Below are 15,913 nucleotides of genomic sequence, written 5' to 3'. Positions count from 1 at the left end.
CTACGGGACGCTCAGGCCGGGGATAACAAAGCCTCGTTACCGGCTGTTTGAGCACGATTGCCCACGCGGGTATCGATTCACTATGAAACGAATACGCGACCGACCACGATGCCGATTAGCGGTCCGAACGGACGGGACGACGCGGTGTCGCGTTCGCTCGAGCGAGACCCGGAACGACCCCCGTGACGACGGCGGTGATTCGCGATGAGCGAGGCGATTCGCGACGTCGTCCGCGGCGACGACTGTACGATCGAGGACGCGACGGTCGGCTACGGCGAGTTCGACGAGCCGACGCGGATCGGCGACGACGCGACGATCAGGGCCGGTTCGATCGTCTACGGCGACGTGACGATCGGCGACGGGTTCGCGACGGGACACGACGTTCTCGTCCGCGAGGGGACGACGATCGGCGACGACGTGCTCGTCGGCACCAAGACGGTCATCGACGGGCAGACGACGATCGGCTCGCACGTCAGCCTCCAGACGAACGTCTACGTCCCGACCCAGACGACGATCGGCGACAACGTCTTCATCGGGCCGGGAGCCGTGCTGACGAACGACCAGTACCCCGTCCGGACCGACGACGGACTCGAGGGGCCGACGATCGAGAACGGCGCGTCGATCGGCGCGAACGCGACACTGTTACCCGGCGTCACGATCGGCGAGAACGCGTTCGTCGCGGCCGGGGCCGTCGTCACGGAGGACGTGCCGGCCGACAGCATGGCCGTCGGATCGCCGGCGACTATTCGGGACTTACCGGAGCAACTGGAGGGGGCGAACCAGCTCGCATGACCGACACCGAGACGAATCCCGAGACGGAGACGAGCATCGACGCTGGCACCGGTACCGGCGCGGGAGCGGACACGACCGAGGCCGAGATCGACCCCGAACAGGGCGCGACGCCGGTCCCGATCGCCGATCCCGAACTCAGCACCGACGCCGTGCAGCGCGTCGAATCGATTCTCGAGGACGGCCGGCTCGCCGACGGCCCGGAAGTCAGGGCGTTCGAGGAGGAATTCGCGGCCTACTGCGGGACCGAGACGGGCGTCGCGACGGCCAACGGGACGACCGCGCTCCACGCCGCGCTCGAGGCCGTCGGACTCGAGGAGGGAGAGGCGGTTATCACCTCGCCGTTTTCGTTCGTCGCGAGCGCGAACGCGATCCGGCTGGCGGGCGGGAAACCGGTCTTCGCCGATATCGACCCCGAGACGTACACGCTGGACCCGGCCGACGTCGAACGGGTACTCGACGAGCGGGACGACATCGTCGGCATCCTCCCGGTTCACCTCTACGGCCTGCCGGCCGACATGCCGGCGCTGTGTGACATCGCCGAAGCACATGACCTGTTCGTCATCGAGGACGCCTGTCAGGCCCACGGGGCGAAGATCGGTGGGCAGCGAGTCGGCGAGTTCGGCGACGCCGCCTGCTTCTCGTTCTATCCGACGAAGAACATGACCACCGGCGAGGGCGGGATGATCGTCACCGACCGCGACGACATCGCCGACCGCGCCGCGAGCTACGTCAACCACGGCCGGGATATGAGCGGTACCGGCGGTTACGACCACGTCGACCTCGGCCACAACTACCGCATGACGAGCGTTGCGGCGGCGATCGGCCGCGTCCAACTCGAGCGGATCGCCGAATTCAACCGCGCGCGCCGCGAGAACGCCGCCTTCTACGACGAACGGCTCGCCGACCTCCCGCTCGAGACGCCGACGGAGCCGACCGGCTCCCGGCACGTCTACCACCAGTACACCGTTCGAACCGACGACCGGGACGCCCTCAAGGAGACGCTCTCCGAGCGCGACGTCGGGACCGGCATCTACTACGAGACGCCGATCCACCGCCAGCCGGCCTACGAGACGGTCAGCACGGCGGCGGCGTCGCTCCCGGCGGCCGAACGGGCGGGCGACGAGGTACTCTCGCTGCCGGTCCATCCCGGCCTCTCGGAGCGCGACCGACGGACCGTCGTCGAAGCAGTTCGCGATCACTTCACTACCCAATGAGCACCACCAGACGGACGGACGAGACGACCGACGAACCGATCCGAGCCGGCGTCATCGGCGTCGGCTCGATGGGCGAAAACCACGCGCGCGTCTACGACGAACTGCCGGCGGTCGAACTCGTCGGCATCACCGACCGCGACGAGGAGATCGCCCGGCGGGTCGCCGCCGAGTACGGAACCGAACCGGTCGCCCTCGAGACGCTCCTCGAGCGCTGCGATGTCGTGACGGTCGCCGTCCCGACGCACGCCCACTACGAGACGGTCTCGACCTGTCTCGAGGCGGGCGTCGACGTGCTCGTTGAGAAGCCGATCGCGGAGACCGTCGAACAGGGCCAGCAACTGGCCGAGCAGGCCCGCGAGGCGGGACTGGTCTTACAGGTCGGCCACATCGAGCGATTCAATCCGGCGGTCCAGACGGTCGCGGACCTGATCGACGATCTGGACGTGATCAGCGTCGAAGCCGAGCGACTCGGGCCGCCGATCGATCGGACCGCGCCGGGCAATGTCATCTTCGACCTGATGGTCCACGACGTCGACATCGTCGGTTCGATCCTCGACGAACGACCTCACTCGGTCACCGCGATGGGGACCGAAAACGGCCAGTACGCCACCGCGACCATCGAGTACGACGACGTCGTCGCGACGGTAACGGCGAGCCGCGTCACCCAGAAGAAGGTGCGCAAACTCACCGTCACCGCCCGCGAGTGTCTCGTCGAGGTCGACTACCTCGAGCAGTCGGTGTTGATCCACCGCGACTCCTACCCCGAGTACCTCACGGACGACGGGCAGTCCCGGTACCGCCACGAGAGCGTCGTCGAGCGGCCCCGGGTCGACACGGGCGAGCCGCTCCGGAACGAACTCGAGTCGTTCGTCGCGACCGCTCGAGACGGCTCTGAACCGGCGGTCACCGCCGAGGACGGCATCGCGGCCCTCGAGACGGTCCAGTTGATCGACCGGCTCGCGACGGGGCCGGAAGACGAAACCGACGACGAAAAGCGCCGAGAGCCGGAGGTGGAGGCCTGATGGCGGAGTCTTCGACCGACGGGCTCTACGGCTCGAGCCAGTCGCCGAACCGACAGCGCGACCGGGTAACAAGCGGCGAGGTTCCGGTCGCCGTCTACGGGCTCGGCAAGATGGGGCTCCCGCTCGCGGCGGTCTACGCCGAGACGACGGGGAACGTCACCGGCGTCGACGTCGATCCGACCGTCGTCGAGACGATTACCGACGGCGAGAGCCACGTCGTCGGCGAACCCGGCCTCGACGACCTGGTCGCCGAGCAGGTCGACGCCGGTCGCCTTACGGCGACGACCGACGGGTCGGCGGCCGCAGACGCGGCGCGGATCCACGTCATCATCGTCCCGACGCTGCTGGACGACGAGAACGAGCCGAACCTCGCGACGGTCGAATCGGTCGCCGGCGACATCGCGGCCGGCCTCGAACCCGGCGATCTGGTGATCGCCGAGTCGACGCTCCCGCCGGGGACCTGTCGAGACGTCCTTCGGCCCCACCTCGCGAGCGAGAGCGGCCTCGAGCCCGACGAGTTCGGGCTCGCGTTCTGTCCGGAGCGCACGTCCTCGGGGACGGCGCTGCGGGATATCCGCGGCCAGTATCCCAAGGTCGTCGGCGGCGTCGACGACGAGAGCACGCGCGCGGCGGCGGTCGTCTACGACGAGCTCTCGGACAACGACGTCCACCCGGTCACGGACGCGACGACCGCGGAGTCCGTCAAGGTGTTCGAGGGGATCTACCGCGACGTGAACATCGGGCTGGCGAACGAGTTGGGTCGACTCGCGGACGAACTCGACGTCTCCGTTCGCGAGGCGATCGACACGGCCAACGATCTGCCGATGTGTCAGCTCCACGACCCCGGCCCGGGCGTCGGCGGCCACTGCATTCCGTACTACCCGCACTTCCTGCTCGGCCGAACCGACGAGCCGATGGCCGTGACCGAGACGGCGCGCCGGGTCAACGACGAGATGCCCGCGGTCGTCGTCGACCGCCTCGAGCGGGAACTCGCGGCGACCGGCACCGACCTCGCGGACGCCTCGGTCGTCGTCCTCGGAATAACGTATCGGCCGGGCGTCGAGGAGACCCGCGCGTCGCCCGCGCTGGGAGTCATCGACGGCCTGCGCGAGCGAGGGGCCGAGGTCGCGGGCGTCGACCCGCTCGTCGATCCGACCGACTACGGCGCTCGAGCCGTGGGAATCGACGCGTTGGCCGAGGAGGCCTTCGACGCCGCCGTGATCGTCACCCCGCACGCGGACTTCGACCGGATCGACTGGCCCGGCCTCGAGCCGATGGTGGTCCTCGACGGCCGGGACGCAGTCGACCTCTCGGCCACGGCTCACCGCGAGTACGACCTCGGCGGCTCGAGCGACGGCCGACCCCCGCGGGGGTCGCCCGCTCGCGAGGGCGACGCCGGGTCGACAGAGACGAACGAGCGAGCGGCCGCCGCCGACGGCGAACCGGCGGCCCACCGCACGGACGGAGGGAACGATGTATAAGGGCAAACAGATCGGCGTCGTCGTGACGGCCTACGACGAAGCGGCCTTCGTCGGCCGCGTCATCGAAACCGTTCCGGACTTTGTCGACCGAATCTACGCAATCGACGACAGGTCGCCGGACGAGAGCTGGGACGTGATCCAGCGGGTCGCCGACCAACTCAACGAGGAGGCGGACGACGAGACCGCCGACTCGGAGCTCGCGGTGGCCGACGGCGGCGACGGTCGCCGCGTCGTTCCGATCCGCCACGAGGAGAACCACGGCTACGGCGCGGCGGTCAAGACCGGCTACCGGCGCGCCGCCGAGGACGGGATCGACATCGTCGCGGTGATGAACGGCGACGGGCAGATGGATCCCGCCATCCTCGACCGGATCATCGACCCGGTCGTCACCGGCGAGGCCGACTACGCCAAGGGCAACCGGCTGCGCAGCGCCGAGGACCGCGCGGAGATGTCGACGTTCCGCTTCGTCGGGAACGCGATGCTCACCGGCCTCTCGAAGTTCGCCTCGGGCTACTGGTCGATCGGCGACCCGCAGAACGGCTACACGGCCATCTCGCGGGAGGCGATCGAGGAACTCGACCTCGAGTCGATCACCGACCAGTACGGCTTCCTCAATCACCTCCTGACCCACCTCAACGTAGCGGGCTGTCGGGTCGCTGACGTGCCCATGTCCGCGGTCTACGGCGACGAAGAGAGCAGCATCAAGTACGTGCCGTTCGTCCGGTTCGTCTCGCTGCTGTTGCTCCGGAGCTTCTGCTGGCGGCTGAAGACGCGGTACGTGGTCCGGTCGTTCAACCCGGCCGTCGTCTACTACGCTGCCGGGACCGCGGGGCTGGCCGGCGGCGCGGCGGGCGTTCTCGGCTCGGCCGCTCGAGCGATCGACGGAAACGACGGGTTCACGGCCGGCCTCGCCTCGTTCGTCGCCGGCCTGCTCGGGCTCGTCTCGCTCGGCACCGCGATCAGGCTCGACGCCGAGGCCAACGAGGACCTCGAGGTCCCGTGTGCCGACGCGACGGAACAGGAGCGACGCGACGGAGCCGACGGGGATCGCGACGAGCGAGCCCCGGCACGGAGCGAACCGCGGTAACGGGCTCTCTCGAGCGGGCGCGATAGTCGAACGAGAGTGCGTCGTTCGAGTTTCGGACGGTTGCGAGCGACGAGGAGAATTTCTGCCGATCGGTCGAACGACGAACGATCTCTCTACTGACGGACCGATCTCGTGTCGTCGATGTCGGTCACTCGATCGAGTACGTCACGATGTCCTCTCCCTCACAGGCGGGACACTGAGTCGTGCCGGCCGAGACGTTCGTCCCACAGTTTCGGCACTCGTGGACGACCGTGACCGAGGGCACGTTCTCGCCGCCCTCCGGGGCTGTGTCGGGTGATTCAGCGGCTGTCTCACCGCCGGAGAACAGCTCACTGAGGAGTGTAGAGAGACTCATAGAACGGGGGACTAGTCGGCTCTTTTCCGGAGATGACCAAAAGTGTTTCGTGACCGCCGAACCGACGGAATCGGCGATATCGCCGCGAGAGCCCGCCGAGCACCGCTACATCGACCGCGATCGCGGTTGCAGCACTCGCTTCGTCGATCGCTCGAGGCGCTCGAGTTCGCCGCGGGACGTGGCCACGTCGACGAGCAGGTCGGTGAGGTTCACGAGGTCGCCGACGTACTCCCGTCGCTGTTCTTGCCACCGAGCGTTCGCCTCGTCGTCGGCGAGGATCTCGAGGGAGCGATCGCAGACCGCGTCGTACGAATCGAACTGCTCGGCCAGCCCGGCGCGCTCGAGTTCCCGGAACTCGCCGTACTCGTGGTCGTCGGTGCCCCGATAGCGGAAGGCGGGCGTGCCGAGCAGCGCGGCCTCGGTGGCCATCGTGCCGGTGTCGGCGACCAGCAGCGAGGCCTCGGCCATGGCGTCGTGGATCAGCGCGGGATGGAGGTCGTAGGACCGCGCGGGGAGGTCCCGAAGGTCCATCTCGCCGCCCTCGTCGGAGACGAAGACCGTCGCGTCCTCGCTCAGACGCTCGATCAGGTCCCGTCGCTGTTCGGGGCGGAACCCCTCGAGGTCCGCGTCGTGGAGGGCGTCGAGGGCGTTGAATCGGACGAGGACGTACGGCTCGTCGGGTTCGACGTCGAGGTACTCCCGAACGTCGCTGTCGGCCTCGAAGACCTCGGGGTGGAGATAGGCACACTCCTTGAAGCCGTCGAAGGTGTAGTGGGCGTCGCCGAGATCGCGGCGGGTGACTTCCGGGGAGAGGATACAGTCGGCGAAGGGGCGCGAGACGGTGTGGTTGAAGTCGCCCGGCTCGTCGTCGAGGACGAGCACGACCGGCGTCCGCGAGAGCGTGCCGGCGTAGGCCGCGTAGGGGCCCCGACCGAAGATCACGTCGGGATCGAACCGGACCGCTTCGGTCCCGATGGTGAGGAACTGGCCGCCGAGTTCGCGAGCGAACCCGAGCCTCGAGTAGCCCTCCGTTTCGTGGTCACCGTACACTCGGTAGGGCATGTCGAAATAGTCGAGTAGGTCGGTCGTACAGGCGTACTCCCGGGTCAGCACGAGCACGTCGTGTCCCGCTCGCTCGAGGCGGTCGACGGCGTGTCGATACAGGTGGACGTGTGCTGGCGTATTCGCCAAGACGAGGATCCGCATCGAGGATAGCTACCCGTCGTCGACCCTTTGTAATACCATCGCTACGGGGGGCCTCGCACGGAAGTCACCGGATACGGCCCGCACGTCTAGGTGTACGTGAAGAAAACTCGAGCGGGCCCTGCGGATAACAAAACGCTGCGAGGCCGTCCCTTTCCCCACCGAGATGCACGTCCTCACGCTCACCGCGAACGCCGACGCTCCCTTCATGAATCAGCAGATGGCCGCGCTCGAGGATCGAGGCGTCTCCTTTACCACGGTGCCGGTGGCCGGCGAGGTCGACGCCGACACCGACCGGAGTCCGGCGGATTACATCCGGACGGTGCCGGAAGTCATCAAGGAGGCCGGAAACGGCTACGATCTGATCCACGCCCACTACGGGCTGACGGCACCGATGGCGCTCGCACAGCTCCGCAAGCCGGTCGTCCTCTCGCTGTGGGGGTCGGACGTCCACGGTCCCATCGCCCCCGTCAGCCGGGCCTCCGCGCCGTTCTGTGACGAGGTCATCGTCATGTCCGAGGAGATGCGGGAGGTGCTCGGCCGCGACTGTACGGTGATCCCCGACGGAGTCGACCTGGAGCTGTTCCGGCCGGAGCCACAGGAGCAAGCGAAGGCAACCGTGGGCTGGGACGACGACGAATCGGCATACAACGTGTTATTCCCGTACTCGCCCGCACGCGGGGTGAAGAATTATCCGCGGGCCGAACGCGTCGTGAGCGTCGTCGACAACCTCCTCGAGCGACCGGTCCGGCTCCGAACCGTCTACGGCGTCGACCACGACGCCGTCGCGGACTACATGAACGCGGCCGACGCGCTCGTCCTGACCTCCGACAGCGAGGGGTCGCCCAACTCGGTCAAGGAGGCGCTTGCTTGCAACCTCCCCGTCGTCGCCGCCGATGTCGGCGACGTTCGGGAGCGACTGGCCGGCGTCAACCCCTCCCACGTCGCAACGAGCGACGAGGACCTCGTTCGCGGACTGATCGATGTCCTCGAGCGCGACGAGCGGTCGAACGGCCGCGAGGCCGCCAGCGAGGTCAGCATCGAGCGGACGGCCGAGCGGATGCTCGCGGTCTACGAGCGGGTCGCCGGGACGGTGATCGAGACCGAAGCCAGCAGCGAGCGAAAGCGGGTTCAGGGCGCGGCCGGGCTCGAGTGAGCCTCGCAGTCACGACAGGTTACAACTTCTGCGGAGGACCGATTCCAGACAAATAGGGCTTCTCTCGCGTCGATTTCCGAAGCAAGGAGCGACGACTACCGCATTTCCGTCCGATACCACTCCATCGCCTCCGGAACGTGGTCCTCGATCGGCCGGTACTCGTAACCCAGTTCCTCGCTCGCTTTCCGCGAGCTATAGAAGAGCCGTTGGGTCGCGAGATTGGCCATCTGCCGGTCGAAGGGGAACATCCGGCGGTCGGCGACGGCGTCGACGACCTCGGCGACGGGGCCGGCGGCCTGAATCGCGGTCGCCGGGACGCGGATCCGGGCGGGCGAGCCGCCGGCGGCGTTGGCGATCCGGGAGACGGCGCACTCGTAGGAGAGGTTCTCGCCGCCGAGGATGTAGTGTTCCCCGCTGGAGCCGTGCTCGTAGGCCGCCAGAATGCCGTCGATGACGTCCGAGACGCCGACGATGCTCAGGCCGCCCGGGAGGTGGGCGGGCATCGTCCGATCGACGCCCATCGAGAGCAGTTGGGCGGTGAACTCCTCGTCGCCGGGGCCGAAGATCGAGGTCGGATGGACCGTGACGGCGTCGTCCGTTTCGGCGTACTGATCGACGAGGTCCTCCGCCTCGGCCTTCGACGCCTGATAGGCACCGATCGGTTCGGCCACGTCCGTCTCGTCGGCGAGGTCGGCGTCCGCCGGCGGACGGCGCGTGCCGGCGGTACTGGTGAAGACGACGCGGCCCGCGTCGCCGTCGCGACAGGCCTCGAGCACGCGCTCGGTCCCGTCGCGATTGACCTCCCAGACGGTCTCGGGGCCGGCGCTCCAGAGGCCGATCCCCGCGAGGTGGAAGACGGCGTCGGCTCCGTCGACGAGGTCGCGCAGCGTCTCGCCGTCGGAGAGGTCGCCGACGTACCACTCGACGCCCTCGAGGTCGCCCCGGTCCGAGGTCGGGCGGCTGAGCCCGCGGACGGTCCAGCCCTCCGCGAGCAGGCGGTCACAGAGCCGCGAGCCGAGGAAGCCGGTGGCACCGGTGACCGCGGCCGTGCGCGAGTCGGTCATCGCGGTCATCGACCGCCCTCGAGTTGCGGCGGGACGGCGTCGCCGGACACCGCCGCGTAGACGCGGTAGGCGGTCGAGACGGCGGGGTGGGTCTCGTCCGGCGGCGGCAACTCGCCGTCGGAAACCCGTTCTCGGAGCCGGTCGAAGTCGACGTCGCCCTCGACGGAGACCGGTCCGTCGTCCCCGCGAGCCGTCTCGAGGGCCGCGTCGGTCTCGAGCGAGCGGCCGAGCAGTGCGGTCGCGGTCGCGTCGATATCGACGGGAGAACCGGCAAACAGGGTATCGCCCGCGGCGGGTGCGTCGCCGTAGACGGTCGTCGCGTCCAACACGGCGAGGGCGGGGTCGACGGCGCGGGTCGCCGCGACCGGCACCCGCGCGGGATCGGCCGAGCAGTCGACGGTTCCGGCGAGCGTTCGCATCGCGCCCGCGACCGGCCCGTCCTCGGACGGCCGCAGCGACGGGACGACGACCGCGGTGCTCTCGGCGAGCCGGCTCGGGACCGAGACCGCGGTCGGGCTCCCGTCGACTTCACAGATGTCGTCCACGTGGCGGTCGTCCGCCAGATCGACGAGATCCGCGTCGAAGCGCTCGAGCAGGCTCGCGTAGCCGAGGTACTCGGCGGTCCGATCGAAGGCGATCCGATCGTCGCTCGCGCCGGCGACGGCGATTTCGGCGTCCGTCCGCCCCTCGAGGCGGGCGACGATCGCCCCGATCACGGCGGGGTCGGTGACCATGCCCGAGGAGGGGTGGAACGGGTAGTGGGCGTCCGGGACGAGCGTGATCCGGTCGGCGTCGGCCAGCGTCTCGAGGGCGGGCTCGAGGAGGTTCCGAACGGGCGACTCGAGGGCCGCCATCCGGGCATCGACATCGGGAATCCAGCTACCGCGGCGGTCGTCGGCGTCGACTGCGGTCGCGCGGACCGGCGTCGCGCTCATAGGGTCACCTCCGGCGTCTCGGGTTCGGCCGTCTCGTCGTCGCTCTCGGCGGCCAGCTCGTAGGCCGTTTCGGCGAGTTCGAGGGTTCGCCGACCGTCGGCCCCGTCGACTGGCGGCCGCTCGCCCTCGCGGATCGCCTCACAGAAGTCCGCCAGCGCGTCGTAGTGGGCCTGCAGGTAGAAGGTCGGCCCGAAGACATCCGGCTCGTCGTTCGTGAACCGGCCGGCGACGTTCGATAGGGCGGACTTTGCAGCGCCGGCGTAGAAGTTCTCGGGCAGGTGCTCCTGGTTGCTGATCGTCCCCGTCACGCCCTCGAGGCGCAGCCGGGTGTTGACCTCCGGGAGTTGCTCCCACTGGTAGGTGCCACAGTGGAGCGTGATCGTCGTTCCCGTCTCCGGGGCCGCCATGAGCACGGTCGCGGCGTCCTCGGCTTCGGTCTCGAGCGTTCGTCCCATCGACGCGTCTTCGACCTTGAGGTCGCCGAACAGCCACTCGAGGAGGTCGAAACAGTGGACGCCGAGTTCGACGAGGGAGCCGCCGCCGGCGGCGTCGGGGTCCATCGGCCACTCCGGCGGTGCCTCGTCGGCGGGCGGCTTCCCCAGCGGGTGGTCGTTGAGCCGCGTGATCGAGGCGTAGGGGACGTGGCCGACGCTGCCCTCGTCGTAGGCCTCCTTGACGCCAGCCATGTCGGGCTGGTAGCGCAGCGTGTGATCGACGCCGACGGCGATGCCCGCCTCGTGGGCGGTCTCGAGCATCTCGTCGGCCTCCTCGGTCGAGCGAGCGAGCGGTTTCTCGACGAAGACGTCGACGCCGGCCTCGGCGGCCCGTTCGACGGCCTCGGCGTGGAGGAACGGCGGCAGTGCGACGACCGCCGCGTCTAGCTCCTCGGACTCGAGCAGCGTCGCGTAGTCGTCGTACGTTCGAGACACGCCGGCGCGTTCGGCTCGGTCGCGGTTCCCGGGAACGGCGTCGGCGGCCGCGACGACCTCGACGTCGGGCATCGCGACTGCGGACTTCAAGTGTACCAGACCGATGTTGCCGACGCCGAGTATCCCGAGGGACAGTGCACTCGAGTCGGTCCATCGATTCAGAAGCGGTGGTGCCATCTGCCCGAAAACGGGTCGGCTGCGGGCTTTGTTATCGTCGTCATACCCGTCCGCGACGGGGAGTAGCGCCTCCATTCGACCGCCGGTCGGCGATCGGCGGTCTGCGGTCAGCGGTCGGTGGTCAGTTCCAGCTCGCCGTCGCCTGCTCGTCAAACCCCGAGGGACTCACGATCCGATCGGCGACATCGGCCAGCGTCTCGACGGTGAGATCGGTCGCGGACCGCTGGCGCTCGAGGTGGGAGAGGATCGCTCGCATCCGCTTGTCGTCTCGCTCGCGGGTCAGGTTGTTCGGGTGGAGCCACATGTGAAAGAGGCCGTCAGTGCGTGCGGCCTCGTCGATCCCGCGGCGAGCCAGCGCGACCATGGGGTCTTCCCAGATCGATTCCGCGACCGTTCGCGCCGGCCCCTCGAACCCGAACAGGAACATCGACGCGGGGACGTTGACCAGGCCGTGCTCGTCGACGACCGGCTCGACCAACATCGACTGATCCCGGATCGTCGAGTCGAAGACGCCCCGAACGCCGTCTCGAGTCGGCGATTTGCCGCGGTAGGCCGTGACGCCTTGCTCGGCCAGCACGTCGCGGTGGCCGATATCGTTGCGCGGATAAATGAACGAGTCGATCGACTGGTTCCAGTCGGCCGCGATCTCACGGCTGCGCTCGAGTTCGGCGACGGCGAGATCGCGGTCCGTCTCCGGCCGGCCGAACAGGACGTGGGAAAAGGAGTGGCTGGCGAACTCGTGATCGACATCGGACTCGAGCATGTCGTCAACGAGGTCGGGACCGAATCGAAGCTCCTCGCGATTCGCCCAGTCGGCTCGCTCGTGCTCGAACCACCCGTCGGGGGCCGGATGGTCGGCGTGGCTGCCGTCACAGGAGTCGAGCATGAGGTGGCCGACGACGGCCCACGTCGCGGGCACGTCGAACTCCGCTAACAACTCGACCATGACCGACCAGCCCCGCCGGCCGGCGTCGACGCGGTCGCTCGGCGGTTCGGCGAGGTCGTGAAATCCCCAGCCGAGTTCGGCGTCGAGGGAGATTACGACGCTGCCCACTGATCCCACCACGATTGAACGCGTTTCATATCCGGACGGTCGCGTTTGGATGGCTTTGTTATGGAGGTCTTGTCGAGCCCGCGACCGGACACCACTGGGCGCGTGAGCCGTCCAGTGAGCGCCGGCAGACGGACGAGCGCCGACCGATGTGGTAACGTCACCGAACAGCGTTGCCTCGAGCGGAGCGGTCCCTGAAACCTCTCTATAACAAAGCGCTCATCGGGCGACTCACAGGACAGCAGGCGTCTTCGACGTCTCATACAATAATCATGAGCGGATCTACGACTCCCTCCGAGCGAGCGTTCGTGCTCGGACTCGACGGCGTGCCGTGGAGACTCATCGAGCGATGGAGCGACGAGGGGGAACTCCCCAACTTCGCCCGGATGCGCGAGGAAGGCGCGTCCGGAACGCTCGATAGCACTCGCCCACCGACGACGCCGCTCGCGTGGCCGTCGATCGCCACGGGGGTCTGGCCGGATAAACACGGGATATACGGCTTCCAGAACCTCTCGTCGGAGTATAGCCACGAGATGTATACGAGCCAGGATCTGGCACAGCCGGCCCTCTGGGACCAGCTCGGGCCAGCCCACGTCGGGAACGTCCCGATGACATATCCGGCCCGCGAGATCGACGGCACCATGGTCACGGGGATGATGACGCCCTCGACGGACCAGGAGTTCGCGCATCCGCCCGACCTGCAAGACGAGATCGACTCCCGCATTCCGAACTACGAGATCAGCCTCGACTATCCCGAGTACGCCGACCGACTGGACGACTTCGAGGTCGCCGTCGACGACATGCTCGCGAAGCGCCGCGAACTGATGCAGACCCAGATGGACCGCGCGGGCGACGACTGGCAACTGTTCTTCTTCGTGTACACCGCACCGGACCGGTTCCAGCACCTCATCTGGGACATGGACCGGCTGCTCGCCCACTACAAGAAACTCGACGAGGTCCTCGGCGAGGTCATGGACTACACGGACGACCACGACGCGGACCTCTACGTCGTCTCCGACCACGGCTTCGGTCCGATCGAGGACCTCGTCTACGTCAACCGCATCTTAGAACAGGAGGGCTACCTGTTCCGGCGCGAGGACGACGGGACCCGCGGCGCGCTCGCGAGCCTCGGCATCTCCCGGGACGCGATCACGGGCGCGCTCAATCGGGTCGGGATCACCGAGGAGACGCTCGTCCAGTCGCTGCCCCGGCGGCTGGTCGACTCCGTCGCCGAACAGATCCCCGGCGATCACGCGCTCTACGACGTCGACTACGAGCGGACCGTCGCGTTCGTCCACGACACGGGCAACTGCTACATCAACGACACCGAGCGCTTCGACAGCGGCGTCGTCTCGCCGAGCGAGGTGCCGCAGGTGAAAGCCGACATCCGGGCCGCCTTCGAGTCGGCGACCGACGACGACGGCGAGGCACTACTCGAGGTCCACGACGGTGACGAACTGTTCCCGACGGACGAGGACTCGCCGGATCTGGTGGTCGGCGGCCGCGGCGTCTACGAGTCCCGCAGCGGGATGGCAGACGAGGTCCTCGGCGACACGGGGACCTACGACGCGAGCCACCGCAGCGAGGGGATCGTCCTCTGTCGCGGCCCCTCGATCGCTCCCGGCGCGGAACTCCGCGGGGCTCGAGTGGTCGATGTCGCTCCGACCCTGCTCCACGGGATCGGCGAACCGGTCCCGGAGAACTCCGACGGACGGGTGCTGTTCGACGCGTTCGACGAGGCGGGCACGCCCGCGAAGACCAAAGTCGAGCGCACGACGCTGACGCGAATCGAGAGCGACGAGGAGGTCGACGAGGACTTCGACGACGTCGAGGATCGGCTGAAGGGCCTCGGCTACATGGAATAACGCGGCCGATCGGAGACCGTTCCGAGCACTGTTCTACAGCCCCGCTGTGGGGGTCTCGCGTCCGGATACTCAGTTAGCCGTGGGCCACACTGCAGACTACAGCTGTCCGCGCGGCAGCGTCACGGTGATCGCGTTTCCCGTCTCGGTGCGCTCGAACGCGATGTGGCCGTCCGAGAGATCGACGACCCAGTAGACGAGCCACAGTCCCAGTCCGGACGTGTGATAGACATCGTCCATCTCCCAGTCGCCGGTCAGGACGCGAAACTCGACTTCCGGAATCGGCGGGCAACTGTCCTGAATCTCGATATCGACCGTCTCAGGCCGAGATCGAACGGTAACCGAGATGTCAGGCGACTTGTCTGGCGCGTGGTCGACGGCGTTCTCGAGCAGTTCCGTCACGGCCAGTTGGATCTCGTACAGTGCGTTCGCGGTCGCCGCGTCCGGGAGCGCCGTTCGGATCATCGCGTCCGGATACCGCTCGCGTATCGGTTCGACCGCGTCGGCGACGACGGGGACGAGATCGATCGTGTCCGGGACCGACTGCGCCGTGAGCAGCTCGATGATTTCGCGTTGTTTGTCGGCGCTCTCGAGGAGGTCCGCTCCCTGCTGTCGAATGATCTCCGCGCGCCCGCGAGACGGCTCCTCGGCCTCGCGGGCGATACACTCGGCGTTGCCGAGGATGACCGACAGATCGTTCCGCAGGTTGTGCCGGAGGAGGTTGTCCATGACGGCCAACTGGCGCTCCCGCCGCCGCCGATCGGTAATGTCCCGAGAGAAGCCGACGATCCGGACGACCTCCCCCTCTTCGATGATCGGTTCGGAGCGCACCCAGACCCAGCGGCCGTAGTCGGTGGTCGGGTTGACGCGATACTCGACGTCGACCGACTCGCCGCTCGAGGCGCGGCGCATCGCCTCGCGAACGCAGGGAACGTCGTCGGGGTGGACGACCTCGAGAAACTGCTGTGGGTCCGCCTCGAGGTCCGCGACGGACTGGCCGAAGACGTCCTCGTAGGCCGGGTTGACGAACAGGACCTCGGACCAGTCGCCGTCGAACATCCAGAGCACGTCGCCGACGGTGCCGGCGATCGTTCGGAGCCGGCTTTCGGCGTCTCGGCGGTCTCGCTCCGCGGCGATCTGATCGGATATATCGCGCGAACTGACGACGTAGCCCTCGAGGGCATCGTCTGGCAGGTCGGTAAAGCGACTCTCCAGCCACACCCACTCGCCGCTCCGGGTCGCGTGGCGATACCGAACCGTCGCCGACCGGTCGCCCGTCGCGCTGACCCGCTCGAACCGATCCGCGACCGTCTGCCTGTCGTCCGGATGGACGTACTCTCGGGACTGTTCGCCGACGAGTTGTGCCGGTTCGTAGCCGAGAATAGACTCGCTCGCGTCGTTGACGTAGAGATACCGCCCCGACTCGTCGACAACGGCGAGTTTGTCCTGGGCGTGCTCGAGCAAGATCGAGGCCAGATCGCCGATATCCACGTCCATTGCCCTACTGTGCAGTGAGTTCTCACGGAGCAAAGAAAAACGTGGTGGGACGGATACGGAGCTGAACCGGCGGAAACAATCGTTCGGC

The 15,913-nt window shown here is 68.0% G+C and carries 14 protein-coding genes; 7 read left to right on the top strand and 7 right to left on the bottom strand.

Annotation, left to right across the window (positions count from 1 at the left end; genetic code table 11):
• Positions 1 to 204: 204 nt before the first annotated feature.
• Genes FEJ81_RS07055 through FEJ81_RS07035 form a run of 5 tightly spaced genes read left to right on the top strand, consistent with a single transcriptional unit; the run spans position 205 to position 5,596 of the window.
• The gene (locus FEJ81_RS07055) at positions 205 to 792 is read left to right on the top strand and encodes an acyltransferase (protein WP_138244620.1); all 588 of its coding nucleotides are present in this window, start codon (positions 205 to 207) and stop codon (positions 790 to 792) included.
• Positions 789 to 2,006 carry a DegT/DnrJ/EryC1/StrS family aminotransferase gene (locus FEJ81_RS07050; RefSeq protein WP_138244619.1) on the top strand — a complete coding sequence of 406 codons (1,218 nt, stop codon included), beginning with the start codon at positions 789 to 791 and terminating at the stop codon, positions 2,004 to 2,006. The genes FEJ81_RS07055 and FEJ81_RS07050 overlap by 4 nt, the downstream gene beginning before the upstream one ends.
• Entirely contained in the window at positions 2,003 to 3,028 is a 1,026-nt protein-coding gene (locus tag FEJ81_RS07045) for a Gfo/Idh/MocA family protein (protein ID WP_138244618.1), read from the top strand. Before FEJ81_RS07050 ends, FEJ81_RS07045 begins: the two co-directional genes overlap by 4 nt.
• On the top strand, positions 3,028 to 4,509 hold the full coding sequence (locus FEJ81_RS07040) for a nucleotide sugar dehydrogenase (RefSeq protein WP_138244617.1): 1,482 nt from the start codon (positions 3,028 to 3,030) through the stop codon (positions 4,507 to 4,509). The genes FEJ81_RS07045 and FEJ81_RS07040 overlap by 1 nt, the downstream gene beginning before the upstream one ends.
• Positions 4,502 to 5,596, top strand: coding sequence for a glycosyltransferase family 2 protein (locus tag FEJ81_RS07035; RefSeq protein ID WP_138244616.1), 1,095 nt, complete (start codon positions 4,502 to 4,504; stop codon positions 5,594 to 5,596). Before FEJ81_RS07040 ends, FEJ81_RS07035 begins: the two co-directional genes overlap by 8 nt.
• A gap of 148 nt (positions 5,597 to 5,744) precedes the next feature.
• On the opposite strand, the gene FEJ81_RS07030 is transcribed toward FEJ81_RS07035, so the two are convergent.
• Both FEJ81_RS07030 and FEJ81_RS07025 read right to left on the bottom strand, forming a co-directional pair.
• Complete coding sequence (locus tag FEJ81_RS07030; RefSeq protein ID WP_138244615.1) at positions 5,745 to 5,951, bottom strand: hypothetical protein; 207 nt, start codon at positions 5,949 to 5,951, stop codon at positions 5,745 to 5,747.
• 105 nt (positions 5,952 to 6,056) lie between these two features.
• Complete coding sequence (locus FEJ81_RS07025) at positions 6,057 to 7,157, bottom strand: DUF354 domain-containing protein (protein WP_138244614.1); 1,101 nt, start codon at positions 7,155 to 7,157, stop codon at positions 6,057 to 6,059.
• Between the two features lie 163 nt (positions 7,158 to 7,320).
• Here FEJ81_RS07025 and FEJ81_RS07020 point away from each other — a divergent pair, with 163 nt between their 5' ends.
• Positions 7,321 to 8,310 carry a glycosyltransferase gene (locus FEJ81_RS07020; protein ID WP_138244613.1) on the top strand — a complete coding sequence of 330 codons (990 nt, stop codon included), beginning with the start codon at positions 7,321 to 7,323 and terminating at the stop codon, positions 8,308 to 8,310.
• A 95-nt stretch (positions 8,311 to 8,405) separates the two neighbouring features.
• Here the strand turns inward: FEJ81_RS07020 and FEJ81_RS07015 are convergent, their stop codons facing one another.
• The 4 genes from FEJ81_RS07015 to FEJ81_RS07000 form a co-directional block, all read right to left on the bottom strand.
• Positions 8,406 to 9,374 carry an NAD-dependent epimerase/dehydratase family protein gene (locus FEJ81_RS07015; RefSeq protein ID WP_138246730.1) on the bottom strand — a complete coding sequence of 323 codons (969 nt, stop codon included), beginning with the start codon at positions 9,372 to 9,374 and terminating at the stop codon, positions 8,406 to 8,408.
• A 5-nt stretch (positions 9,375 to 9,379) separates the two neighbouring features.
• Positions 9,380 to 10,309: a DUF362 domain-containing protein gene (locus FEJ81_RS07010; RefSeq protein WP_138244612.1), complete on the bottom strand. Its 930-nt coding sequence runs from the start codon at positions 10,307 to 10,309 to the stop codon at positions 9,380 to 9,382.
• Positions 10,306 to 11,415, bottom strand: a complete 1,110-nt coding sequence (locus tag FEJ81_RS07005; protein WP_138244611.1) for a Gfo/Idh/MocA family protein — start codon at positions 11,413 to 11,415, stop codon at positions 10,306 to 10,308. The genes FEJ81_RS07010 and FEJ81_RS07005 overlap by 4 nt, the downstream gene beginning before the upstream one ends.
• Before the next feature lie 121 nt (positions 11,416 to 11,536).
• Positions 11,537 to 12,469 carry a polysaccharide deacetylase family protein gene (locus tag FEJ81_RS07000; RefSeq protein WP_138244610.1) on the bottom strand — a complete coding sequence of 311 codons (933 nt, stop codon included), beginning with the start codon at positions 12,467 to 12,469 and terminating at the stop codon, positions 11,537 to 11,539.
• Positions 12,470 to 12,738: 269 nt separating this feature from the next.
• Between FEJ81_RS07000 and FEJ81_RS06995 the strand changes: the two genes are divergently transcribed.
• Positions 12,739 to 14,331: an alkaline phosphatase family protein gene (locus tag FEJ81_RS06995; RefSeq protein ID WP_138244609.1), complete on the top strand. Its 1,593-nt coding sequence runs from the start codon at positions 12,739 to 12,741 to the stop codon at positions 14,329 to 14,331.
• A 96-nt stretch (positions 14,332 to 14,427) separates the two neighbouring features.
• Here FEJ81_RS06995 and FEJ81_RS06990 read toward each other — a convergent pair whose 3' ends face one another.
• Entirely contained in the window at positions 14,428 to 15,825 is a 1,398-nt protein-coding gene (locus tag FEJ81_RS06990) for a PAS domain-containing sensor histidine kinase (protein WP_138244608.1), read from the bottom strand.
• Positions 15,826 to 15,913 lie beyond the last annotated feature (88 nt).

This window comes from Natrinema versiforme (genome assembly GCF_005576615.1).
In the GTDB taxonomy this organism is placed as follows: Archaea; Halobacteriota; Halobacteria; order Halobacteriales; family Natrialbaceae; genus Natrinema; species Natrinema versiforme_A.
This window is presented reverse-complemented; position numbering and strand designations above follow the sequence as displayed.